Origin of the sequence: Hydrogenovibrio sp. SC-1 (genome assembly GCF_002848135.1) — a bacterium.
Lineage (GTDB): Bacteria > Pseudomonadota > Gammaproteobacteria > Thiomicrospirales > Thiomicrospiraceae > Hydrogenovibrio.
The window spans coordinates 17,452-38,706 of record NZ_PKGB01000017.1; the positions used below are offsets into that span (position 1 = coordinate 17,452).

Annotated in this window: 24 protein-coding genes; 15 read left to right on the forward strand and 9 right to left on the reverse strand. The window is 43.9% G+C overall.

Annotation, left to right across the window (positions count from 1 at the left end; translation table 11 throughout):
* Positions 1-274: 274 nt before the first annotated feature.
* The 4 genes from CYQ88_RS09270 to CYQ88_RS09285 form a co-directional block, all read right to left on the reverse strand.
* Complete coding sequence (locus CYQ88_RS09270; protein WP_101841077.1) at positions 275-649, reverse strand: iron chaperone; 375 nt, start codon at positions 647-649, stop codon at positions 275-277.
* A gap of 92 nt (positions 650-741) precedes the next feature.
* A complete protein-coding gene (locus CYQ88_RS09275) occupies positions 742-1,041 on the reverse strand; it encodes a hypothetical protein (RefSeq protein WP_143483781.1) in 300 nt (99 codons plus the stop codon).
* A gap of 527 nt (positions 1,042-1,568) precedes the next feature.
* On the reverse strand, positions 1,569-2,018 hold the full coding sequence (locus tag CYQ88_RS09280) for a hypothetical protein (RefSeq protein ID WP_101841079.1): 450 nt from the start codon (positions 2,016-2,018) through the stop codon (positions 1,569-1,571).
* 326 nt (positions 2,019-2,344) lie between these two features.
* Complete coding sequence (locus CYQ88_RS09285) at positions 2,345-2,938, reverse strand: hypothetical protein (protein WP_101841080.1); 594 nt, start codon at positions 2,936-2,938, stop codon at positions 2,345-2,347.
* A 323-nt stretch (positions 2,939-3,261) separates the two neighbouring features.
* Here CYQ88_RS09285 and CYQ88_RS09290 point away from each other — a divergent pair, with 323 nt between their 5' ends.
* The 13 genes from CYQ88_RS09290 (at position 3,262) to CYQ88_RS09350 (ending at position 15,259) form a co-directional block, all read left to right on the forward strand.
* The gene (locus CYQ88_RS09290; protein ID WP_101841081.1) at positions 3,262-3,927 is read left to right on the forward strand and encodes a glutathione S-transferase family protein; all 666 of its coding nucleotides are present in this window, start codon (positions 3,262-3,264) and stop codon (positions 3,925-3,927) included.
* Positions 3,928-3,942: 15 nt separating this feature from the next.
* On the forward strand, positions 3,943-4,782 hold the full coding sequence (locus tag CYQ88_RS09295; protein ID WP_101841082.1) for a hypothetical protein: 840 nt from the start codon (positions 3,943-3,945) through the stop codon (positions 4,780-4,782).
* Positions 4,783-4,788: 6 nt separating this feature from the next.
* Positions 4,789-5,691 carry a prenyltransferase gene (locus CYQ88_RS09300; RefSeq protein ID WP_101841083.1) on the forward strand — a complete coding sequence of 301 codons (903 nt, stop codon included), beginning with the start codon at positions 4,789-4,791 and terminating at the stop codon, positions 5,689-5,691.
* A gap of 19 nt (positions 5,692-5,710) precedes the next feature.
* Positions 5,711-6,643 carry a cysteine synthase CysM gene (gene cysM, locus CYQ88_RS09305; protein WP_101841084.1) on the forward strand — a complete coding sequence of 311 codons (933 nt, stop codon included), beginning with the start codon at positions 5,711-5,713 and terminating at the stop codon, positions 6,641-6,643.
* A gap of 5 nt (positions 6,644-6,648) precedes the next feature.
* On the forward strand, positions 6,649-7,149 hold the full coding sequence (locus CYQ88_RS09310; RefSeq protein WP_101841085.1) for a CYTH domain-containing protein: 501 nt from the start codon (positions 6,649-6,651) through the stop codon (positions 7,147-7,149).
* The gene (locus CYQ88_RS09315; protein ID WP_101841086.1) at positions 7,133-8,515 is read left to right on the forward strand and encodes a TolC family outer membrane protein; all 1,383 of its coding nucleotides are present in this window, start codon (positions 7,133-7,135) and stop codon (positions 8,513-8,515) included. Before CYQ88_RS09310 ends, CYQ88_RS09315 begins: the two co-directional genes overlap by 17 nt.
* A gap of 11 nt (positions 8,516-8,526) precedes the next feature.
* Positions 8,527-10,080, forward strand: a complete 1,554-nt coding sequence (locus CYQ88_RS09320) for an ABC transporter substrate-binding protein (RefSeq protein ID WP_233188852.1) — start codon at positions 8,527-8,529, stop codon at positions 10,078-10,080.
* Between the two features lie 3 nt (positions 10,081-10,083).
* Positions 10,084-10,653, forward strand: coding sequence for a TetR/AcrR family transcriptional regulator (locus CYQ88_RS09325; protein ID WP_101841087.1), 570 nt, complete (start codon positions 10,084-10,086; stop codon positions 10,651-10,653).
* A 1-nt stretch (position 10,654) separates the two neighbouring features.
* On the forward strand, positions 10,655-11,143 hold the full coding sequence (locus CYQ88_RS09330) for a L,D-transpeptidase (RefSeq protein ID WP_101841088.1): 489 nt from the start codon (positions 10,655-10,657) through the stop codon (positions 11,141-11,143).
* On the forward strand, positions 11,140-12,063 hold the full coding sequence (nikB, locus tag CYQ88_RS09335) for a nickel ABC transporter permease (protein ID WP_101841089.1): 924 nt from the start codon (positions 11,140-11,142) through the stop codon (positions 12,061-12,063). The genes CYQ88_RS09330 and nikB overlap by 4 nt, the downstream gene beginning before the upstream one ends.
* A 9-nt stretch (positions 12,064-12,072) precedes the next feature.
* Positions 12,073-12,900, forward strand: a complete 828-nt coding sequence (locus tag CYQ88_RS09340; protein WP_369827560.1) for an ABC transporter permease — start codon at positions 12,073-12,075, stop codon at positions 12,898-12,900.
* Between the two features lie 63 nt (positions 12,901-12,963).
* Positions 12,964-14,037: a beta-N-acetylhexosaminidase gene (nagZ, locus tag CYQ88_RS09345; RefSeq protein ID WP_199170186.1), complete on the forward strand. Its 1,074-nt coding sequence runs from the start codon at positions 12,964-12,966 to the stop codon at positions 14,035-14,037.
* Between the two features lie 31 nt (positions 14,038-14,068).
* The gene (locus CYQ88_RS09350; RefSeq protein ID WP_233188853.1) at positions 14,069-15,259 is read left to right on the forward strand and encodes a mechanosensitive ion channel family protein; all 1,191 of its coding nucleotides are present in this window, start codon (positions 14,069-14,071) and stop codon (positions 15,257-15,259) included.
* 16 nt (positions 15,260-15,275) lie between these two features.
* On the opposite strand, the gene murB is transcribed toward CYQ88_RS09350, so the two are convergent.
* Positions 15,276-16,310, reverse strand: coding sequence for a UDP-N-acetylmuramate dehydrogenase (gene murB, locus CYQ88_RS09355; RefSeq protein ID WP_101841090.1), 1,035 nt, complete (start codon positions 16,308-16,310; stop codon positions 15,276-15,278).
* Positions 16,311-16,360: 50 nt separating this feature from the next.
* On the opposite strand from murB, the gene CYQ88_RS09360 reads away from it, so the two are divergent.
* Positions 16,361-17,713, forward strand: a complete 1,353-nt coding sequence (locus CYQ88_RS09360) for a sodium-dependent transporter (RefSeq protein ID WP_101841091.1) — start codon at positions 16,361-16,363, stop codon at positions 17,711-17,713.
* Positions 17,714-17,820: 107 nt separating this feature from the next.
* Here CYQ88_RS09360 and CYQ88_RS09365 read toward each other — a convergent pair whose 3' ends face one another.
* The 4 genes from CYQ88_RS09365 to CYQ88_RS09380 form a co-directional block, all read right to left on the reverse strand.
* Positions 17,821-18,294: a Crp/Fnr family transcriptional regulator gene (locus CYQ88_RS09365; protein WP_101841092.1), complete on the reverse strand. Its 474-nt coding sequence runs from the start codon at positions 18,292-18,294 to the stop codon at positions 17,821-17,823.
* Positions 18,295-18,326: 32 nt separating this feature from the next.
* Positions 18,327-18,530, reverse strand: a complete 204-nt coding sequence (locus tag CYQ88_RS09370) for a hypothetical protein (protein WP_233188854.1) — start codon at positions 18,528-18,530, stop codon at positions 18,327-18,329.
* A gap of 6 nt (positions 18,531-18,536) precedes the next feature.
* Positions 18,537-19,673: a succinyl-diaminopimelate desuccinylase gene (gene dapE, locus CYQ88_RS09375; protein WP_101841094.1), complete on the reverse strand. Its 1,137-nt coding sequence runs from the start codon at positions 19,671-19,673 to the stop codon at positions 18,537-18,539.
* Positions 19,674-19,739: 66 nt separating this feature from the next.
* Entirely contained in the window at positions 19,740-20,078 is a 339-nt protein-coding gene (locus CYQ88_RS09380) for a Spx/MgsR family RNA polymerase-binding regulatory protein (protein ID WP_101841095.1), read from the reverse strand.
* Positions 20,079-20,301: 223 nt separating this feature from the next.
* Here CYQ88_RS09380 and CYQ88_RS09385 point away from each other — a divergent pair, with 223 nt between their 5' ends.
* Complete coding sequence (locus CYQ88_RS09385; protein WP_101841096.1) at positions 20,302-21,201, forward strand: DapH/DapD/GlmU-related protein; 900 nt, start codon at positions 20,302-20,304, stop codon at positions 21,199-21,201.
* Positions 21,202-21,255 lie beyond the last annotated feature (54 nt).

Sequence of the window (21,255 nt, forward strand, 5' to 3'; positions counted from 1 at the left end):
ATACGACTCAAAAAATCTCATTCTGGTTAACTGAAAATGAGTAACACTTTGTCGCTAGAAGGCTAGCTATATTTTGCGATTTTCAAATTTTGCTTTTTTATAACAAGAAAGCCAGTATGGTCACTTCTGGAAGATTGAGAAAATAAATTTTTGTGAGCAAATTTGTTTTGTAGTTATTCCAGTTGAAATTCCAATTTGATATTCCCATTGCATAACGTTTAACTTCACCCGACTGAAGTAGGTCGAGTGCAAGTTTTTGTTATGTGATATGTCTTCATTTTACTAATTGATGTAGTCTATATTTCACCATTTTGATGATGAGTTCCTTCGGGATGGGTTTGTTTATAGGAAATTGCACTGAACCTTTTACATATTTGTATTCAGAGAGCTGCTCAGAAAATGCTTTAATGGTTGAAGGGTGTGGATAAAACCCGACATGCTTTGGATATCCGGCAATCATAATTTGCTCTTCGCGTTTTCCACCTTCAACCAAAGCGAAGGCTGGAATATTGTAATTCATAAGCTCTGAAACATTAGGCGCAGCCTGCCATATATATGACCGTAACTTATTCAGCGCATTTTGCGCTTCAAGTGGCTGGTTAGCTATATACGCATCCACCTTCTCTGACTTGCATTTTATATCAGTCATAGGATTCCATTTGAGTCATGTTTTGATCACATAACGCTTAAGCTAACCCGCCGCGCGTTAGCGCGGTCAGGCTGAGTGAATTGTTAAGTATGTTATTTATTTGATTTGGCACTTTCATAACCTACACCCGCTATTACTCCACCGATAATAGCGGCAGAATGAGATAAGATTGATATGCCTAAATCAGCTTGATCTCGATAAAAAATCAAACCTGACGCGATTGCAACAATACTAAGAAGCCCACCTGTCATAAGCCAAAATTTATATTTGAAAACTGATTGATTATGGTCTAATTGCTTTTCCTTGAATTTTACTTCGCGTTCATGAAGTTTATTTTCACTTTTACTTTTTTCGCTTAAAACACCAATAAAGCTAGTCGCAATATCAGTCAAGTGATCCATGTCAGTTTTGGGGATGGTTACAACTTGTTGGTTTTCTTTTTTTTTCGATATCAGACAAAGTTTTACCTCTTCAATTATTGGAAAATACTTAAAGTTTAAGCTAACAAGCCGCGCGTTAGCACGGTCGGGTTGAGTGCATTGTTAAGCACTCTTTTGAATATAGTGCGGGGAGAGGGAATCGAACCCTCTCTCGTTTCTCTTGGTTCAGGTAGGTAATCAATAAAAGTGAATCTCTCGTTCGGATTGAAAGTGTCCCAACCAGGCCCGCAGAAACGCCACCCCGCACCAAACGCATGTGAAAATTACGATCAGATTTTCCATAACTACCTCCAATAGAGTTTTTAATTCCACTTTAATAATCACTTTCAATCCGAACAAGATACTCACTTTTACTTCAATATCTACCGTTACCTCCAAGCCTTAAAATTTTGATGTGCTTAACGTAGCAAATAACTGGGTATTAAAAGTGTTGCGCTTTTTTTCGCGACGCTTTTAACGATCCATGTTGATGTGTTTTGTTAGGCATTTATTTTGTACCGCTTTTCTGCTTTTTTAAAATGCTTAGTCTTTGATAATTTATAACCAGATGCCACCTTGAAATTTTCAATAACTTCACTGCTCGAATACCTGTAAAAAACATAGTCAACATCAAGCTCACCTGCCATACGATGTGCACTATTTTTACCTAAGACAATTATTAGTTCTTGATATTTATCTGGTTTACCAAGATCAATGTTTTTTGCGTCGCGCGAGTTGCTATACTTAATTTGAACCTTTTTGTTATTAAAGTATGCGTCATAACCTTCATTTGTTTTTTCAGTCATAAGCTGAAGGCCTGGAAAGGCAAAAGTGCACAGGAATTCACCAATGTCGCCAAGGACGACGTCTGACCTGACGATCCCCATTCTTTTCAGCACCTTTAAGCTCTTGAAGAAATTCTGTATTGCTTCCTTTTGTTCTTCAGTCATTTTTTATTCTTATACCTAACGCCGCAAATCAACGGAGACAAAAAGCAGAGCGCAGCGGCGCTTGTTGGCGTCCGAGTGAATTTGCCTTGTTATAGTGTATTGCACGTTATTTCGGGTTGTTTTGCTTTTATATTCTATAACCTGTCAAATTGACAGGTTATGCAGTATTACCTAGGTTTGCTGTCATAATGAAAAAATACTTTTATGAATAATACACTAAAGAAATCATCGTTACTAGATGAAATGCGTAAGCAGTTACGCCGTGAGGGGTACGCATATTCTACTGAAAATAGTTATTGCGATTGGGGGCTGCGGTTTGTGAAGTTTCATTGTCTTGCGACTATTTGTCTTCTATAAGTTGCCATTGTTATTAGCAGAATACACGTTGTAGCAATAACAGCTGGAAACAAAACGGTTGTTATTGAGTACGCCTCAAGCGCTCCAATAACAATTAGATTGCGTGTAGCGAACAAAGCGAAGAACAACAAAGATTCAGAGTGAGGGAAGGCATAGACCTTTCTGATTGTTGGACCGAATCCAAGAACATCAACCGTTGTCAGGATAATAACCGCCCACACAGGATCAGACGTGAGATACCAAAGCGGCAGAGAAGACAACGCAGAGATAAAAAATAGCCAATCGGTTTTAGTGATTGTGATATCAGAACGCTTTACGTAGGCTAATATCGCAATAAATATGGCAATACCGCCCGAAATGCCTATAGGCCAAGCGCCCACGCCGCCTTTCCCTTCAAGTTGTGCCAGAAAGACCACAAAGGTTGTTGTACCCCAAATGAACCATGAAAATACGTGTGGCTTGGTCGTGCCGCGAAGAATTGAACGGATATATGGAATGAAAGCTGCAAATGTCAGAACAATCGCAAAAGCGCTTAAGATTTCTTTGTATGGATAGGGTTCCATAATTTTATCTGTCTCAGATTAGTTCAAGGCATTATGGGGTATAAGGTTTTTTCAAGTTGCTGTCGTTATTTGAAAACCATCACTTTTTAAAGATACTACTCCAAAAACCTCATTCTTGTTAACTGAAAATGAGTAAGTCTTTATAGATTCGAAGCGATGCTTATTTTTCGGTATATGACTATTTGGTTGGATTAGGTGTTTAAAATTGACCAGGCCTGGGTGTTTTTGGTGGGGTAAATGGGCAATGTAGGTAACCATCCATTTAATTCTGTGTGCAGAATCGGTATGATGTTGTTATTTGTTTTTGAAATCAGGAGTTTTAGATGTCGGATAAGATGGAGTTGGTGAGTTTTAAACTGTGTCCTTTTGTGCAGCGAGCTGTGATTGTTTTAAAGCGCAAAAAAGTGGATTTCAAAATTACTTACATTGACCTCAGTAATCCGCCGGAATGGTTTGAAAGCATTTCGCCTTTGGGAAAAGTGCCGGTATTGAAGGTCGGTAAAGAGGTGTTATTTGAGTCGGCCGTGATTCAGGAGTATGTGGATGAAGTCACACCACCATCGTTACACCCGGAAGACCCATTGATTAAGGCCAAAAATCGCGCTTGGATGGTCTTCGGGGATGATTTAAATATGTTGGGTTTCAAAATGGTTCATGCGAAATCAGAGCAGGCGTTTAATGAATTTCACGAGACCTTGACCGGCAAGTTGAAACAGCTTGAAGGGGTTCACAGTGGCAAGGCATTGTTTAATGGTAAAACCTTTCATTTGATTGATGCAGCCTTTGCACCTTTCTTTATGCGGTTGGAGTTGATGGCGAAAGCCTCTGGCTTGGATTTCTTGTCGGATTTTCCCAAAATGCAGAAGTGGTCTGATGCACTATTAAGCGAATCTTGCGTGAAGAAGTCGGTGGTGAAAGAGTTGCCACAGATGTATCTCGGCATGATTAAAAATGTCAATGGTGGTTATCTAGCATCGATTTGTCGTTAGCGGTTTTGCACTGACATGACGGTTAGGCAGGGGCTGATTCAACGACTCTTGGTGGTTGGCTTGAGTGTGTTGGCTTGGCTTCCAGTTCAGGCATCGGTTTCGTTGTCGGATCAGATGCGTTCACTGTCGGATGCCGATTATCAGTGGGTGGCGCAAAAGCTGTTTCAAAACGAAGCCAATCAAAACCCAGCTTATCTAACCTTTTGGAGCGCGAAGGAGCCATTTCCTTCCTTGGGGATTGGTCATTTTATTTGGATGCCAAAGGGCGTTGATGCGCCTTTTGTGGAAACCTTTCCTGAGATGGTTGCATTTGTGTCAGCACATCAGTCGCCGCCAACTTGGTTGCAGGCTTTGCAGAATTCCTCTCAATTTAAGCCGCCTTGGCCGAATCGGTCTCATTTTCAGCAGGCACAAGATTCTATCGAAATGCAACAATTGCGTGATTGGTTATTCAATACCGCCGACTGGCAAGCACGGTTTATTGTGCAACGACTCAGCCAACAGTTCGCCGAGAAGTCGCAGCATTTAATTCAGCAACAACGGTCAATCTTTGAAAACCATTTACGGGTATTATTACAATCCAAGAAAGGGGTGTTTGCTTTGATTGATTACAGCAATTTCAAAGGAATAGGGTTGAATTCTAAAGAAACTTATCAAGGTGAAGGCTGGGGCTTAATAAATGTATTATTGGCAATGCCGGATGCGGTAACGGCTGAAACAGCCGTGCCAGAATTTGTCTCGACCGCGAAACAGTTATTACAAAATCGTGTAGAAAATGCCAAGCCTGATAAAAATGAAGCCCATTGGTTACCCGGTTGGCACAGACGATTGGAAGGCTATTTATCAAATGAGTAGGGCAGAATGTTAAGCCAATTAACCACAATCTGGCGCGCGATGCGACCGCCATTTTTACTGTTACCGCTGGTGCTGATGTTATTGGTGATGATGACGGCGTCGTATGATGGATTTGTGTGGTCGCCTTATTTAATGGCGTTAATTGCCATCAGTGCGGTTATAGCGCATGCCAGTGTGAATTTATTGAATGAAGCGGAGGATGCGTCTTCCGGATTGGATGACCGGACAGAAAGGACGCCGTTTAGTGGGGGTAGTGGCGCTTTGCAGACACACCCAAAACATTGGTCACGGGTGGCCGGGTTTGGTTATTTCTGCTTGGGAACGCTATTGAGTTTGGGCTTGTTTTTTATTCACCTGCGCGGCTTGGCGGTTTTTTATTTTGGCATCTTGGGCATTTTTTTGATTGTGGCCTATAGTCGCTTTATTACCCGCAGCCCTGGCTTTTCTTTGATTGCACCAGGATTAGCATTTGGCCCGATTATGATGGTGGGCAGTTATTATGTGTTAACGGGTGTGGTGTCTATCACCATTATTGGTCTGTCTCTATTGGTGTTTATTTGGGTCAATAACCTGTTGTTGTTAAATCAATTTCCAGATGTTGAGGCTGATCGTTCTGTGGGGCGTTATAACCGGGTGATTGCAAAGGGCACCGCATCTTGTTCAGAATTATTCCGAGCGGCGCTATTGCTTTCTTATCTTGGGTTGGCGGTATTGATTTGGTTAGGGAGGTTGCCTGTTGAAAGTTTATTGGGCTTTTTAACACTGACACTGGCATGGCCGTTACAAGTTGGCGTGAAAAACCATTATAATGAGCTTCAACAAACGCCGAGTTTACTGGCATTGAATGTGGCTGTGGTGTTATTAACCCCTGCTTTGATTGCGCTAGGGTTGTTTTGGGCAATGCAATAAAGATAGCCTTGGAGAGAAAATGAAAAACAGCTATTTAACGTTAATGGATACTGTCGGAAATACCCCTTTGGTTCGTATACAGCGGTTAGTGAACGCTGATACCAATAGTGTAGTGTTGGCTAAACTAGAAGGCAATAACCCGGCTGGGTCTGTTAAGGATCGGCCTGCGGTGAATATGATTCTACAGGCACAAAATCGCGGTGAAATTCAACCCGGTGATACCTTAATTGAAGCGACCAGTGGCAATACGGGAATTGCTTTAGCCATGGCGGCAGCGATGATGGGTTATCGTATGAAATTGATTATGCCCGATAATATGTCGATGGAACGCAAAGCAGCGATGGCGGCTTATGGTGCTGAATTGCTATTGGTTTCTAAAGAGACCGGTATGGAAGGGGCGAGAGATCTAGCGCAATCTATGGCGAACAAAGGCGAAGGTAAGGTATTGGATCAGTTTGCCAATCCGGATAACCCACTAGCGCATTATAAAACCACTGGGCCGGAAATTTGGCAGGCGACTTCAGCTGGCATTACCCACTTTGTGAGTGCAATGGGTACCACCGGAACCATTATGGGTACGTCCATGTACTTGAAAGAACAAAATCCAGACATTGAAATTGTGGGCGTTCAGCCACAGGATGGCTCTTCGATTCCGGGTATCCGCCGCTGGCCTGAAGCCTATTTGCCAAAAATTTATGATCCTAAAAGGGTTGATCGGGTGATTGATGTGTCTCAGCAACAGGCTGAATCCACGATGCGTGCGATGGCAGCACAAGAAGGGATTTTTGCTGGAGTGTCTTCAGGCGGTGCCATGACGGTTGCGTTGCAGCTAGCCAGTGAAATTGAAAATGCAACGATTGTCACCATTGTCTGTGATCGCGGTGATCGCTATTTATCGACTAATGTCTATCCGACCGATAAAATCACAAACGTGTCCATGGGTGAAAACTGAGCATTATGGCAAGAGAAATTGAACGAAAGTTTTTAATAACAGGCAATGCGTGGCGTGATCTTGTGCATAAAAAAGTGCACTTTGCTCAGGGGTATTTAAATGATATTCATCAAGCGGGTAGTAAAAGCTCGGTGAGGATTCGTATTGAAGGCGATCAGGCTAATATCAATATTAAGAGTTTGGAAATCGGTTTGAGTCGAGATGAATATGAATATCCGATTGATTTAGACGATGCGAAAAAGATGTTGGACACGCTCAGTGTGGGGCCTGTTATTGAAAAATTTCGTCATTATGTTACATTGGCGTCACATACTTGGGAAATTGATGAGTTTTTAGGCGATAATAAAGGCTTAATCGTGGCAGAAGTTGAACTAGGTTCAGAAGATGAATTGTTGGTTTTGCCTGATTGGGTGACGCATGAAGTCACGGAAATCCCTCGATATTACAATATTAGCCTTAGCCAAACCCCTTATTGCCAATGGAGTCCTGATGAAAAAGAAATTTAACCCCTTAGCGTTTAGCGCGTTAACCCGTCGTATTCGGCTCAAGCTATCTCCTTTGGCGGTGGCAATGGCATTGATGACCCCAACAGCTTGGGCTGCGCCAGGGTTAACGGATATTTTTGAAATGGCAGCCGCACATGATGCTAAATTGGCGCAGGCGCGTGCAACCTATGAAGCCAGTCAGCATGCCAAGGCGACGGCACGTTCTTTTCTCTTGCCCCAAATCAATGCCAGTGCCAATTACGTTCAAAATGACAGTAGCGTGTCAACAGCGGCAGTGACGTCTCAAACCTTGGCCATTGAATTAACCCAGTCTTTGTATCGACGCGATACTTGGACGCGTTATGACCAGGCAGATTTTCAGTTGAAAAAGGCCCAATACGATTTGAAACTGGCTGAGCAGGATATGATTGTACGGGTGGCTGATGCCTATTTTAAGGTGCTACTCGCACAAGAAGATATGGGGTTAGCTCAAGCCAAAACTGAAGCCGATAAAACCCAGTGGGAAAGAGCGAATGCATCAGCAGAAGTGGGCTTAGCGAGTAAGACCGATGTATTACAAGCCAAATCGACCTATGACCTTTCAAAATCTCAACTGATTCTAGCGCAAAACAATTTAGATGTAGCCTATGAAGAAATGGTGAAATTGACAGGGCGTTCAGTGGATTCGTTGAAAATGATTCGCTTAAATGTCAATTTACCCAAGCAGTCTTTAAGTATGACGGAGTGGGAACAATTAGCATTAGACCATAATCTACAGGTGCAACAGGTTGCAGAGATGGCTAATATTGCGGCCAAGGAAATTGAAGCGCAAAAGGCTGGTCATTGGGTCAGTGTGGATTTCAAAGCACAATATTCAAATTTATCCTACACCGATTATAAAGCGTTGTTTCCAGGTCAGTACGATAACCGAAACAATTTCTCAATGGGTATTTATGCCTCTGTACCGCTTTATTCAGGCGGTGGAACCAGCGCGCGGGTGGCAGAAGCTCGTTCGAATTATAAAGCGGCCACTGCGGGCTTGAGAGATGCGAAGGAAAGTGCACGTATCAATGCCCGAATTCAGGTACGAAATGTTTTAAGAGGCATGGAGTTGGTTGAAGCGAACCGTGCGGCGGTTATTTCAAACGATGCATTTTTAGAGGCAGCAGAAGAAGGCTATAAAGTAGGGTTAAAGAACCTGCTTGAAGTTTTAACCGCAAGAACCAACCGTTTCCAAGCTAGACGCAACTTAGCAGAGTCTTTACATAATGTGGTGTTGAGCCGCTTGAAACTAGAAGCCGCTGCAGGTCAATTAAACGCTGACAGCTTATCGAATTTTGATGCAGTGCTTTCGGATCCGACCGATAGCCAATTGCAATCGCTGTAAAGTAGGACGCATTGACTGACGTAATTCCAGTTGCATCAAGTGCCAGTTGGCATCCAATCAAGCGTCGACAGTTTTTAAAACTTGGACTGTTGGCGAGTGTTGCCACTACGGGGTGTGTCAACTCCAGTCCAAAACTGGTTGATAAAATTCGCATGGGGGTGACCTCTCGCCCCAGAATGCTAGACCCCCGTTTGGCAACCGATGCGTTATCAAGTCGGGTCAATCGTTTGATTTATCATCAATTAATTGATTTTAATGAGGCGTTTGAACCCGTCGCTGATTTAGCCACTTGGCAGCAGCTGAGTGACACGAAATACCTGTTCACTTTAACTTCTTCCCCCTTGTTTCATCATGGTGAATTGCTAACCGCACACGATGTTGCTGAAACCTATCGTTCGATTCTAAATCCTGATTTTGGCTCGCCCCATCGAGGGTCTTTAAAGAATATTCGTCAGATTACGGTGCTTGACGAACGGCAACTAATCTTTGAACTGATTGAACCCGATGCACTTTTTGTTGGGCGTTTAGTGATCGGGATTTTGCCCAAAGATTTAATTGCTAAGGGCCATCTTTTTCAACAGCAACCGATCGGCTCTGGGCCTTGTGTGTTTCAGTCTCAATCAGAGCAGCGTTTGGTATTACAACGGCCTGATGGCGCCGAATTACATTTTGTTCCCGTTAAAGATGCGACTGTGAGAGTGCTGAAACTGCGCAATCAGGAATTGGACTTGATTCAAAATGATCTTTCACCGGAACTAGCCGCCTATTGTGATGCTTTACCAGCCTTGACGGTGATTTGGCATCCGGGCACCAGCTTTGGTTATATCGGCTTTAATTTTGAAGATCCACTATTGGCTCAGCTTGAAATGCGTCAGGCATTGGCTTACGGTATTGATCGACAGGCGATTTTGAATAGTTTGTTTCAAGGCCAGGGGCGTTTAGCGGGAGGGTTGCTGGTGCCGGAACATTGGGCGGGAGATGCGACTTTATCCGGCTGGTCTTATCAGCCTGAAAAAGCGAAGGCATTGGTCAAAAAACTGGCAGAAAAACACCCAGGCCTGGTGAAATCAGATGGCTCTATTACCCTCAGTTATAAAACCTCGTCTGATCCAACCCGTATTCGATTGGCAACCATTTACCAGTCACAACTCAAGCAAATCGGTATTCTGTTAAAGATTCAAAGCTATGATTGGGGAACCTTTTATAATGACATTAAAAAAGGGCGCTTCCAGCTCTATAGTTTGGCTTGGGTGGGTGTGAAAAGCCCAGATATTTTTCAGTATGTTTTCGCCAGTGATGCCATTCCGCCTAAAGGGGCAAACCGAGGGCGTTATCGCAGTCAAACGGCCGATCAATTGATTGAGCAAGCGGAGCAAACCGCTTCTTTGACTGAGCAGGCACGAATCTATCGCCAGTTGCAATCTCATTTGCAGCAGGATTTGGCAGTGATTCCATTGTGGTATGAAAATCAATATGCGGTGACAACCTCAAATCTATCCGGCTATACCATGTATGCTGATGGGCGCTTTGATGGGTTGTTGGCTGCTCAAGTTACTAAGGATTAAGGTTTGAAAGATACACGTCGTAAAATTTTATTAGCTGCATTGCGTGTTTGGCGCGAAGATTATAGTGCGCCGTTAAAAGCAGTGGCCAAAGAAGCCGGAGTGAGTCGTATGACCTTGCACCGGTATTTTTGTGGGCGGGACTCGATTTTAGTGGCTTTGGTGGAACAGTTTGTTGAGCGGATTTCTCAAAACTTGGTGGAAGCGAAACAACAGTATGATCATCCCGTAAAGCAAATGGAGAGTCTGGTTAAGAGTACCCATCGTTTAATGGAGGACTTTAACTTTCTATTTGATATTTTTGAACAGAAGGGCTGTCCAGAGTCGTTGCCGACATTATTTGCGAATTGGGAAAAAGAGTTTGCAGGTTTCTTTGACTCGTTGAAAACACAGGGGTTGATTAAGCCGACCATTGCATTTGGTTGGGCAAATGCCTTGTTTGAAGGGGTAATGAAAGCTGGCTTTAGAATGCGGCAAAAGCATAAAGACCATCAGATGGATTTGCCAGAAGAAATTTGGCAGGCATATCGTTTTGCCATTTTTACTCCTGAAGCCTTAGCAGAGGCGGAGCGCTAAAGTGTATTTGAAGGTTTCGGTTGTTCAACAACGGTTACAGGTTTTTAGCGATGAACGCATGGCTTCACCGCCATTGGCCGAATTTGCCATCAGCAGTGGTTTAAATGGAATGGGTTGTGAAAAGCATTCTGGCAAAACGCCTTTGGGTCGTCATCAAATCCGTGCCAAAATAGGCGCCCATCAACCGATCAACAGGGTTTTTGTCGGTCGTCGTCCTACGGAAGAAATTTATAGTGATGCCTTAGCCGAGCAGTTTCCCAATCGAGATTGGATTTTAACGCGCATTTTATGGTTATCGGGATTGGAAAAAGGCGTTAATCGCTTAGGGACAGTTGATTCAATGCAACGCTACATTTACATTCATGGCACACCGGATTCGGAGCCAATGGGGGTAGCCAAGTCACATGGCTGTATTCGGATGCGTAACCAAGATGTGGTGACGCTGTTTGATTGGGTGGATGCCGGAACAGTGGTTGAGATATTGCCATGATTGCATTTTTGATTAGGCTATTCGGGTCGGTGCTGTTTATTTCTTGGGTGGTCGGTTCTTTGGTGTTTTTCTTTATTCACTTGGTCCCGGGTGATCCGGTGGCGGTGATGTTAGGAGATTGGGCCAGTCCGGCAGATGAAGCGTTGTTAAGGGCGCAGCTCGGGTTAGATGCCCCCGTTTGGCAACAGTATCTCACCTATCTGACCGGTATTGTGCAAGGTGATTTAGGCCAGTCGTTATTTTATCAGCAACCCGTTAGTGAACTGGTGGCAGAACGTTTTCCTTATACACTGCAATTGGCGCTTATGGCATTATTGGTGGCGGTGTTGCTGGCATTTCCGCTGGGCTATTGGGCTGCGCTTTATGCTGGAAAATGGCCGGATGGGGTGTCGATGACGGTTTCGTTGCTAGGGGTTTCCATTCCCAATTTTTGGTTGGGGCCGATGTTAATTTTGGTGTTTGCGATTGGTCTGTCGTGGTTCCCAGTGAGCGGGGCAATTCAGCCATTTTCATGGGTCTTGCCGTCGGTGACATTGGGAACCGCCTTAGCCGCTATTTTGGCGAGGATGTTACGCGCCTCTTTACTGGAAGTGCTGCATGAAGATTATATTCGCACGGCTCAGGCGAAGGGTTTACCGCCGACCCAAGTTTACGCTAAACATGCATTACGTAATGCATTGTTACCCGTAGTGACCATTTTAGGGTTACAGTTGGGAACGTTGTTGGGCGGTGCGGTGATTACCGAAGTGGTTTTTGACTGGCCAGGGCTGGGACAGTTATTAGTCGATTCCATTCAACGTCGCGATTATCCAGTGGTGCAAGCCTGTATTTTGATTATCAGTGTGGCCTATATTTCTGTGAATGGGTTAACCGAGTTGGTTTATGCTTGGTTGGATCCGCGTATTCGTACTCAAACTTAGGGTTGAATTTTGACGCAGCTATTTTCTATACAGTTTTTAAAAAAAATACCTTACCTGATTGTTTTGGCTTGGGCGTTGATGGCGTTTGCTGGGCTTTTTGTTGGAGAGGGAGCTTTAACGGTACAGCTTGATCAGCTGTTAGCAACGGGCGATGCACAAAGTTGGCTGGGCTATGATGAATTGGGTCGGCCGATTTTTGATCGCTTATTGATGGGTGCACAGACCTCTTTTCTGGTGGCGATTTTAGTGGTGATTTTTTCCAGCATTTTAGGCACGTCAATTGGTATTGCCAGTGGCTATTATGGTGGCTGGGTAGATCGGATCGTGACTAAAGTGATTGATGTTTTTTTAGCGTTTCCCGGGTTATTATTAGCGATTGCACTAGCGGCGATTTTAGGGCCAGGCATTGAAAATGTGGTACTGGCATTGGTAACAGTGGGTTGGGTTGGCTACGCTCGGTTAGCAAGGGCACAAACCTTAAGCTTACGGCATCGTGAACATATTTTGGCCGCCAGAGCGTTTGCGGTGCCGGGTTATTTGATTGTGTTTCGACATCTATTACCCTTAATTCTTGCCCCTTTAGGGGTCGAAGCCACCTTTGGCATTGCTGGTGCGGTGATTTCAGAAGCGGGCTTGTCTTTTTTGGGCTTGGGCGTACAACCGCCGGATGCATCCTGGGGTAATATGATTCGTGAAGGGACGCGCTATTTATTGGTGGCTCCGCATTTGGTTTGGGCACCGGGCTTGTTATTGATGTTGGTTGTGTTGGGGGTTAATCTGCTTGGCGATCAGTGGCGTGACAAGTTGGATGTGCGTTCTCGTCCAAGACAAGTTTGAGTGTTGAGTCGCTTTAAAAACACCAGGCCTGGTTAGTTTAATTGAAAGGGTTGAAGTAGATAGATGGATAGATTATTGGGTAAAGCCATGCCGTTAGGCAGCGTGATGATCGATATCGCAGGCACACAATTAACTTCGGTTGATAAAGAGCGATTATTGGATCCGTTGGTGGCGGGGGTGATTTTATTTAGCCGTAATTTTGAGTCAGTTGAACAAATAATGGATTTAACCACTCAAATTCATCAGATACGTCACCCTAAACTATTAATTGGTGTCGATCATGAAGGTGGGCGTGTTCAGCGTTTTAAAACTGGATTTACGCGTTTACCGCCAATGGGCGCGATTGGGCGTTACTATCAGCAGCAACCAGATCAGGCGTTAGAACTGGCTGAAAAGGTGGGCTGGGTGATGGCAACTGAGCTGTTGGCGGCAGGCATTGATTTTAGTTTTGCCCCGGTTGTGGATTTGGATTATGGTGATAGCCGGGTGATTGGTGACCGAGCTTTTGATGCTGATCCTAAAGTGGTAGGTCGTTTGGCCACCCAGATTATGAAAGGCATGCATTCTGCGGGAATGGCTTCGGTGGCCAAACATTTTCCAGGGCATGGCTACATTCAGGCGGACTCCCATTTGGAAGTGGCTGTGGATGATCGGGGCTTGGATGCTTTGTTACAACGTGATATTCAACCGTTTTTAACCTTGATTGAAAAAGGGGTTGATGCGGTGATGCCGGCACATGTTCGTTACCCGAAAGTGGATGATCGACCGGCTGGCTTTTCTAAAACTTGGTTAGGTGACGTTTTGCGACAAAAATGTCACTTTGATGGGGCGGTTATCAGTGATGACTTGTCGATGCATGCCGCAGTGGAGTTTGGGGATGCACCGACACGGGTGAAAAGTGCGTTAGAAGCAGGGTGTGACTTGGTTTTACTTTGCAATGCGCCAGAATCGGTCGATGAGGTACTGGCAAAGGTTGAATGGCAGGCGACGCCTTTATCCCATTCACGGTTAATTCGACTGCATGGTCACCCCCATATTAAAATGAAACAATTGGCAACTAACCCGATTTGGCAATCTTATGCACTTGCGGTTTCAAGGTTTACCGAGCAAGATCAGCAAGCGGCTTTGAAATTGTAGTTCTTAATGATATCAATAAAGTGAGGCAAATATGCAGTCTGTAACCAATACCGAAAGTAGCTCTATGTTTGGAGAGGTGTTGAATCGTAGTTTAGGCGAATTAATTAACCTCTACCCAGATGGTTGGCGTTTTTTAGTAGAAATGGCCGGTGGGCAGACTTGGCTGTTGATTGTTTCAATATTGGTTGTCATGACCTTTATCATTGACTTTACTTTTCGGTCATCGATACATTTGGTGAATCGACTGCTTAAAAAACGTCATCAGTATTTTTTGAAAACCATTAGTGTTTCCAGCACGGCACCCATTTCTTTTTATATCTGGTTATCGGGTGGGGTGATTGCCTTGGTGACCTTATTGAGCCATTTCAGTGTATTGACAGATTTAATTCCGCATATCTCTGCGGTGAAGTCAACACTGGGCATTATTGCTGTCGCCTGGTTTGCAATACGCTGGGTCGCTGAATTTGAACGCTATTTAAATCAATTGCAAACCGTTGAGCAGAAATGGGATCCGGTTTCTATTGAAGCCATGGGTAAAATCTTTCGGTTGACGGTATTTGTGGTGGCAGGCCTGGTGGTTTTGAGTTCGCTGGGGGTCAATTTAACGGGTCTAATTGCCTTTGGTGGAATGGGCGGGATTGCTGTGGGGTTTGCGGCCAAAGATATTGTCGGGAATGTGCTGGGCGGCTTAATGATATATTGGGACAAACCCTTTGCAGTCGGCGATTGGATTCGTTCACCCGATCAGGAAATTGAAGGAACGGTAGAACAGATTGGCTGGCGAATGACAGTGGTTAGAACCTTTGATAAACGCCCACTCTATATTCCTAATGGAACTTTTGCACATATTTCAATTGAAAACCCATCTCGAATGAGTCATCGTCGTATTCGAGAAACGATTGGCGTGCGTTATTGTGATGTGGATAAGGTGGCGGAAATTACCGATGCGATTCGCAAGATGATGCAAGACCATCCCGACGTGGCCAGTGAAGAAACGCTTATTGTGAATTTTAATGTCTATAACCAATCAACCTTGGATATTTTGATTTATGGTTTTACGCATACGACGGATTGGGTGACTTACCATAAAGTCAAAGAAGATGTACTATTGAAGATCGCGCAGATCGTTGCTGATAAAGGGGCCGAGATGGCTTTCCCAACACGCACACTTTACATGGAAGACACGGTTCAAATTGCACAAACCGAACGGATGGGTTCTTAGGCATATTGCCAAAAAGTTATTTCATTACAATGACTTCTTTTTCCAAGTGGATGCCGAACTTTTGATCGACTTCTGCTTGGATGGCTTCTGCCAGCTCAACCACTTCTGCACCCGTGGTATTGCCCAAATTGATTAACACTAATGCATGTTTTTCGGAAATGGCGGCATTTCTTAACTTGCGACCCTTTTGCCATTGGGTTTGCTCAATGAGCCAAGCTGCAGGGATTTTATAGGTGTTGTTCAGCGTTTTATGGTGTGGAATATCGGGGTGCTCAGCAAACAGTTTCTGGAAATAAGTTTCTGAAATTACGGGATTGGTAAAAAAACTACCGGCATTACCATAAATGCGTGGGTTTGGAACTCGTTCTTCTCGAATTTTAATGACCGCATCAAATACCATTTTGGAGGTGAGCTCAGATAAATCTGGGTAATGCTTGTGAATGGCTTCTTTTAATGGCTCATACATCAGGTTGGGGTGACCAGCATGATGCTTGCGTAATCGAAAGGTTACTCGGTGAACCAAGAGTTTGTTTTCGAACTTCTTTTTAAAAATGCTGGAGCGGTAGCCAAATTGACATTCTGAATGTCGGTATTCTTCTCTTTCACCGGTAAATAGGTTTAATGCTTGAACGCGAGTAATCGTGTCTTGCGCTTCTGAACCATAAGCGCCAACATTCTGTACTGGCGCACCACCGACTGTGCCAGGAATGAGTGCTAAGTTTTCCAATCCCCAGTAACCATTTTCAACCGTATATTGCACAAATTCATGCCAAGGCATGCCGGCACCAGCTGAAATCCAGATATTATCGTCATCTTCTTTCATCACCTTGATTTTTTTATAGGCACAGGTGATAACAACTTTTTCTAAGTCGTTCATTAATAAGATATTACTGCCACCACCGATAATTACCCACGGCAGGGTTGAGAGCTTCATGTCGGATCGCAGTGTGGGAATATCAGACTGCTTATTAATTTCGACCAAATACCGTGTCTGAACATCAATGTGGAAGGTATTTCTATTTTTTAGGGAATAATTAGCGTAGATATGCATATCTGTTATAATTTTTGACAGTAATTGCCCGTATTATAAAGGATAAAACCATGTCACAGTTAAAACTTTCTCCCACTCTTTGGACCTCTCAAACCGTTTTTATTATGGCGGCAATTGGGTCTGCTGTCGGATTGGGGAACCTCTGGAAGTTTCCCTATATTACCGGTGAAAATGGGGGGGGAGCTTTTGTATTGGTGTATCTCTTGTGTATTGTGTTGGTTGGGTTGCCTGTTTTAATTGCGGAAATTACCTTAGGACGGGCTGGAGAAGCCAATCCGCCACAAGCGATGGCTAATTTGGTTAAAAAAACCGGCGCTAATCGCTTATGGGTTTGGTTAGGGTTTAATGGTTTATTGGGCGGCTTGTTGATTCTGTCATTTTACGCGGTGATTGCGGGCTGGGCATTGGCATATTTTTTTGACAGTTTATTCGGTGGTTTTATTGATATGGATGCCCAAGCGGCTCAAGACCACTTTTCGAGTTTTATTGGTAGCGCTTGGCAATTGTTGTTTTGGCATACGGTAGTGATGCTGTTAACGGTTTGGATTGTGATTCAAGGGGTGCGCAGCGGGATTGAACGCGCCATCAATATTATGATGCCAGGTTTATTGGTCATTTTATTGATTTTATTGGGGTATGCAGCGTCAACTGGTGCTTTTGCAGAAAGCTTTGAGTTTTTGTTTCGCCCAGATTTCAGTAAGTTATCGGCTAATTCTGTATTGATTGCATTGGGACATGCGTTCTTTACCTTAAGTTTAGGGTTCGGCACCATGATGGTGTATGGCTCTTATTTGCCGAAAGATTATTCCATTGTTAAAGCCAGTATTTGGATTGCGGTGGCGGACACGGTGATTGCATTAATTGCAGGCCTGGTTATTTTTTCGATTGTGTTTGGTAATGGCTTGGCAGCTGGATCTGGGCCAGGGTTGTTATTTGAAACCTTACCAATTGCTTTTGGCCAGATGATGGGCGGTTGGTTTTTTGGGACCTTGTTCTTTGGTATGGTGGTGTTTGCGGCTATCAGTTCGTCGATTTCGATGATTGAACCGGCGATTAGTTGGTTAGAACAAAACTGGAATTATTCTCGTCGTAAAGCCGCATGGACACTGGGTGGATTTACCTGGTTTATTGGGTTGGGCAGTGTGTTGTCGTTTAATGTGTGGCAGGATAAAACCTTTTTTTCCGATAAAACCTTCTTCGACAGTATCGATTTCTTAACCTCGAATATGATGTTACCGTTGGGCGGGTTATTTACGGCGATTTTTGTGGGCTGGGTATGGACACAATCACAGCGTGATCAAGAAACGGGTATGCCTGGTAATTGGTCTGATAGCTACCAAGTCATTATTAAATGGATTGCGCCGATCTTAGTCTTTATCGTTTTCGTGAATAGCCTTCTGTAGCGGCTAAAGTGTCCAGGCCTGGTTGTTTTTATTTGAAAAAAGGTAGGATAAGGGACGTATTCAAATGGATACGTCCCTTAGGTTGAGCTAAGGATAAGCGCTGTTAGTTATTGGGTTTTACCTTGGTTTTGAATCATGCGCATCATTTCTAGGTTTTCATAAAGCATTTTGCGTTGTAGCTGATGTGAAAACCGTAGAATGGATTTCATGACATTAAACATTAATGCCGGATTCTGGGTGCCGAGAGTTTCAAAATCATCATGGTGTAAAACCAAAACCGTGGCATCATTCGCAGCTTGTAAACGCATAGTATGGGCAATGCCATCCACAAAACTCAATTCTCCAATTAGAGCACCTTTTTTAATGGTGTTAATATGTATGGTTTTATTGGGACCCGCCACTTTCAAAATTTCTAATTTGCCATCAACCAATATATAAAGATTGCCATCAACGGTATCGGGCTCAAATAAGACTTCGCCTTTGCTGAGTTCTTTTTTCTCGACAATCTGGCAAAGGGTGTCACAGTCTTCAGGCGTGAGGTCGGTTCCTAATACAGACTCTGCAATGAGGTTTTTAGCCATAGCGTTTTCCTTTTAAGGTGTGGGAATGAAATTTATTTTAGCCGTTCAAGCGGATAAAAAGTATCAAAAAATACAGAAATTGCCATCACAAACAGCAAAATCAGGATAAAAACAATCAAAATGGAGCGCGCATGCCGATTGTCGATAAACTTCTCTTTCCAGTTTTCTTTTTTTATAACAGGCCAAACCAGAGCTAAAAATACAAACAATATGAGTAGTTCTAATAATACGGTCATCGACATTTATCCAACCAGTAACTGGACAAGGGTTTCAAAATAGATTTTGGTCAGCGTGTCTAAATCTGCACAACTGACCCTTTCGTCAATCTGGTGAATGGTTGCATTGAGTGGTCCTAATTCAATGACTTGTGCACCGGTTGGGGCAATAAAACGACCATCTGAAGTACCGCCACCAGTAGATAAGACAGGCGGAGTTCCGATGACCGTGGAGATCGCTTGTAAGACGGCCTGTATTAATTTGCCATCAGCAGGGGTACTAAAAGGTAAGCCTGATAGATTCCAGTCGATTTTATAATCAAGCTGATAGTCATCTAAGATTTGATGAACTGCTTGCTTGAGCATGTCAGGCGTTTGTTCCGTTGAAAAACGGAAGTTAAACACTATTTCACAGTGTCCGGGAATGACATTGGTCGCACCCGTTCCGGCATGAATATTGGATATTTGAAAAGACGTAGGCGGGAAATCGTCATTGCCTTGATCCCAAACTTTTTCCGTTAAGGCGCCTAGCGCTTGGGCAACCTCATGAACAGGGTTTCGTGCCAGTTCTGGATAGGCAATATGACCTTGTTTTCCATGAATTACTAAGGTGCCATTTAAAGAACCACGTCGACCATTTTTTATCGAGTCGGCCAGCGTTTGGCTGCTTGATGGTTCACCGACCAAGCAATAATCAATTTTTTCTTGGCGCGCTTCCAGGGTTTCAATGACTTTGACCGTCCCATTAACCGCAGGACCTTCTTCATCACTGGTAATTAAAAAGCCAATTGATCCAGGCGCATCTGGGTATTGTTCAATGAACTGTTTCACTGCAACCATAAAACAAGCGATACTGCTTTTCATATCGGCAGATCCGCGTCCATATAACATGCCTTCGTTATCAATGGTTGCTGAAAAAGGCGGGTGGGTCCATTGATTGGCGGGGCCTGTGGGTACGACATCGGTATGGCCTGCAAACACAAACAAGGGACCTGATTGGCCGCGTCTAGCCCATAGGTTGGTCACTTCGCCAAATGGCATGGACTCAATCGTGAACCCGAGGGGGGTTAGGTATTCTGAGATGAGGTCTTGGCATCCGTTGTCGTTTGGGGTGACGGATTCGATTTGAATTAAGGATTGGGCTAATTGAATGGTTTCAGTCATTTAGGGGTCGCACTTTTTATAGGTCTTTAATTTAACAAACAATATTGTCTATTGTGGATTTTTCCGCTAGAGCAGTTTCTCATAGTCTTTGACGTTAAAGCCAAACAAAACTTGCTGCTCTGTTTGTAAAACAGGGCGCTTAATCAGTGTTGGCATTTCAATCAACAATGTGAGCTGTTGGGCATTCATTAAGTCAGTCTGTTGCGTTTCAGTCAGTTGTTTCCAGCCGCTACTGCGCTTATTGACAATCACTCTCATGGGGTGATGTTTTAACCAGGCTTGGATAGTGTCGATGGTTAACGGGTTTTTACGAAAATCTTGAAACTGAAAGTCAACCTGATTGGATTCGAGCCATTTTCGTGCTTTGCGAACCGTATCACAGTTGGGTATGCCATATAAAATCATGTTGATCCTAGCGAGAATATATAAATTTAAGAAGTTGCTAAAACACCATTTTAAAACATTTTTTGCTTTAAATTGATGTGAAAATGGAGAAAGCGCCTAATTCAACGCAACGATTGGTGAAAAGGGTATTCTTTCGCTTCAGTGGCTGAGTCTGTATTAGCGGGTCGATGTATTGTATAATCTTCGCTTTATTTTTAAATACCTTAATCAAGAGAAGAAGAATATGACTATCAAGCGAATTGGTCACCGTTATAGTGATGCTAAGACGGGGGCAACCTTAGATGTATGGTTTCCACGTTCTAACAAGGAAGTCGCCCGTAATTGTTTGGCCTTGAAAGCTGGCGTGATTAAAGGGGATTTTGTCACGGTTGAAATCACTTCGGTTGATGAGGCGCCGACAACGGCAGAAGAAGCCTACCTACGTCTTCATTTATTATCAGAATGTGCTTATAAACCGCATACGATTAATTTGGATGGGGTGTTTGGGTTGTTGGCGAATGTTGCTTGGACCAGTGCTGGCCCTGTCTTACCATCAGAAGTTGAGACTTTGCGTGAAGCCATCACGGATGAACCCCATACGTTAACCGTGACGTCGATTGATAAATTCCCACGGATGGTCGATTATGTGATTCCGGAAGGCGTTCGTATTGCAGATGCAGATCGTGTGCGTCTAGGGGCGCATTTAGCGCCGGGGACGACGGTCATGCATGAAGGCTTCTGTAACTTCAATGCCGGTACTTTGGGGAACTCGATGGTTGAAGGCCGGATCAGTGCTGGAGTTGTGATTGGCGAGAACTCTGATATTGGCGGCGGCGCTTCTATTATGGGAACCTTGTCGGGTGGCGGTAAGCAAGTGATTTCAATGGGGCAAAGAAACTTATTGGGTGCCAATGCAGGTTTGGGCATTTCTTTAGGGGATGACTGTATTGTTGAGTCTGGTTTGTATATCACAGCGGGCACTAAAGTTAAAATGCCAGACGGCTCAATCGTATCAGCACGTGAGTTATCAGGTCAGTCTAAATTGTTATTCAGACGCCACAGTCAAACGGGTCAGGTGCAAGCGATTATGACAGACGGAACCTTATGGAGCGGTTTGAATAGCACGCTCCATAGCAACGATTAGGCTGTCTCTCGTAACTTATTCGAATGATGTTGGCTCAGTTTTATATCTGAGCCA

Coding starts and splice junctions, on each gene's coding strand:
- CYQ88_RS09315 (WP_101841086.1), top strand. CDS start 7,133: ATGAAAAAGAAATTTAACCCCTTAGCGTTTAGCGCGTTAACCCGTCGT.
- CYQ88_RS09350 (WP_233188853.1), top strand. CDS start 14,069: ATGCAGTCTGTAACCAATACCGAAAGTAGCTCTATGTTTGGAGAGGTG.
- CYQ88_RS09380 (WP_101841095.1), bottom strand. CDS start 20,078: ATGATTTTATATGGCATACCCAACTGTGATACGGTTCGCAAAGCACGA.
- CYQ88_RS09360 (WP_101841091.1), top strand. CDS start 16,361: ATGTCACAGTTAAAACTTTCTCCCACTCTTTGGACCTCTCAAACCGTT.
- murB (WP_101841090.1), bottom strand. CDS start 16,310: ATGCATATCTACGCTAATTATTCCCTAAAAAATAGAAATACCTTCCAC.
- CYQ88_RS09285 (WP_101841080.1), bottom strand. CDS start 2,938: ATGGAACCCTATCCATACAAAGAAATCTTAAGCGCTTTTGCGATTGTT.
- CYQ88_RS09295 (WP_101841082.1), top strand. CDS start 3,943: ATGACGGTTAGGCAGGGGCTGATTCAACGACTCTTGGTGGTTGGCTTG.
- CYQ88_RS09280 (WP_101841079.1), bottom strand. CDS start 2,018: ATGACTGAAGAACAAAAGGAAGCAATACAGAATTTCTTCAAGAGCTTA.
- CYQ88_RS09310 (WP_101841085.1), top strand. CDS start 6,649: ATGGCAAGAGAAATTGAACGAAAGTTTTTAATAACAGGCAATGCGTGG.
- CYQ88_RS09370 (WP_233188854.1), bottom strand. CDS start 18,530: ATGACCGTATTATTAGAACTACTCATATTGTTTGTATTTTTAGCTCTG.
- cysM (WP_101841084.1), top strand. CDS start 5,711: ATGAAAAACAGCTATTTAACGTTAATGGATACTGTCGGAAATACCCCT.
- CYQ88_RS09290 (WP_101841081.1), top strand. CDS start 3,262: ATGTCGGATAAGATGGAGTTGGTGAGTTTTAAACTGTGTCCTTTTGTG.
- CYQ88_RS09385 (WP_101841096.1), top strand. CDS start 20,302: ATGACTATCAAGCGAATTGGTCACCGTTATAGTGATGCTAAGACGGGG.
- CYQ88_RS09270 (WP_101841077.1), bottom strand. CDS start 649: ATGACTGATATAAAATGCAAGTCAGAGAAGGTGGATGCGTATATAGCT.
- dapE (WP_101841094.1), bottom strand. CDS start 19,673: ATGACTGAAACCATTCAATTAGCCCAATCCTTAATTCAAATCGAATCC.
- nagZ (WP_199170186.1), top strand. CDS start 12,964: ATGGATAGATTATTGGGTAAAGCCATGCCGTTAGGCAGCGTGATGATC.
- CYQ88_RS09300 (WP_101841083.1), top strand. CDS start 4,789: ATGTTAAGCCAATTAACCACAATCTGGCGCGCGATGCGACCGCCATTT.
- nikB (WP_101841089.1), top strand. CDS start 11,140: ATGATTGCATTTTTGATTAGGCTATTCGGGTCGGTGCTGTTTATTTCT.
- CYQ88_RS09365 (WP_101841092.1), bottom strand. CDS start 18,294: ATGGCTAAAAACCTCATTGCAGAGTCTGTATTAGGAACCGACCTCACG.